2 protein-coding genes are annotated in these 1,312 nt (G+C 28.8%); both read right to left on the minus strand.

Translation table 11 applies throughout. The features are described from left to right. Positions 1 to 97: 97 nt before the first annotated feature. Positions 98 to 802 carry a toxin-antitoxin system YwqK family antitoxin gene (locus tag FVF61_RS03115; RefSeq protein WP_148453197.1) on the minus strand — a complete coding sequence of 235 codons (705 nt, stop codon included), beginning with the start codon at positions 800 to 802 and terminating at the stop codon, positions 98 to 100. 143 nt (positions 803 to 945) lie between these two features. After that, positions 946 to 1,312 (minus strand): YidC/Oxa1 family membrane protein insertase (locus FVF61_RS03120; protein ID WP_199757260.1); only part of this gene is annotated, 367 nt, incomplete at its 5' end.

Below are 1,312 nucleotides of genomic sequence, written 5' to 3' on the forward strand. Positions count from 1 at the left end.
CGATTGATTAATAGCTTACTCAAAAAAGTGATATACCTAAAAAAATAAAGCTCCTTATTTTTATAAGGAGCTTTTATATTTTTATTATATTTTATTCTTAGTCCTTTTTTAAATAGGGGTTTTTAGTATAACGTGTAAAATCTTTTTCTTCTGTTAATTCACCATTTGTATAGTATTTCCAAATGCCATCTTTTCTGTCGTTTTTGTATTGACCTTCTATTTCTAATGTTCCTGAAGCATCATAAAATTTAGCTTCTCCATGTAATTCTCCGTTCACATAGTTGTATTCTTTTAATTCCTTTCCCGATTCATCAAACCAAGTTGCCTTTCCTTCTAGTTTATTGGCTTTATAATTTCTCTTTTCAGCTAATTGTCCACTATTATAATACACCAAATTTTCGCCATCTAATTGTCCTTGATTATTATAATGCTCCAAAGTCATTATTTGCTCTGAATCTTTATGATAATAAACCCATTGGCCAATATAATCTTTCCCATTCATGTTCCCTTTACTAATTACTTTTCCATTAGAAGCATAAAAAACAACCTCAGCAATATTGTCTGTCTCACTGAATCTTTTAGTAGCCGTTAACACAGCTTCTTTATTGATGTTTTTATAAAATTTAAATACGCCTATTTCTTTTCCATGATTAAATTCTCCTTCATATCGAAGGACTTTAGTGTCATCGAAATTCTTTTTCCAGATGCCATGTCTTTTACCATTTTCATCTAATTGATTAATGGTCTGTGCTATAAATAAAGTTGGTATGAATAAAATTAAAAAGGTTAGAATATGTTTCATACTTATTGAGAGATTCAAATTTATGTTGTTAATAAAAACGAATTAAAAGCTAAAATGTTGTTTAACAAACAAGCCGCTAAAATAGCAGCTTGTTGAGATTCTGAAATGAATTCAGATAGATCTATTTTAATTTGACAAGCTTATTATTTTTTTCGTTTTTGTTGTGCTTGTTTTTGTTGTTCTGCTTGCTCCATCATTTGTTCCATTTTCTTTTGGAAACGATTTTGCTTTTTAGGTTTCTTTTTATTTACCTGAATTTGTGCATGTATCTTGTCTTCATCTAGAATATAATTTTTAATAACTAACATAATACCAATACTAATAGCGTTAGAAATGAAGTAGTATAAACTTAATCCAGATGCATAGTTATTAAAGAAGAACAACATCATTAAAGGTGATAAATAAATCATAACCTTCATCATTTTCGCCATATCTGGCATCCCTTCTTGAGTTGGTTGTGATGCCATTTGTTGTCCTGTAGTCATTTTCATGTAAACAAAAATTGCTAAA

The sequence above is a fragment of the Xanthomarina maritima genome, from assembly GCF_008084905.1.
Taxonomy (GTDB): Bacteria; Bacteroidota; Bacteroidia; order Flavobacteriales; family Flavobacteriaceae; genus Xanthomarina; species Xanthomarina maritima.

Bases quoted from the DNA above. Each gene is read 5' to 3' on its own strand.
- FVF61_RS03115 (WP_148453197.1), bottom strand. From the start codon at position 802: ATGAAACATATTCTAACCTTTTTAATTTTATTCATACCAACTTTATTT.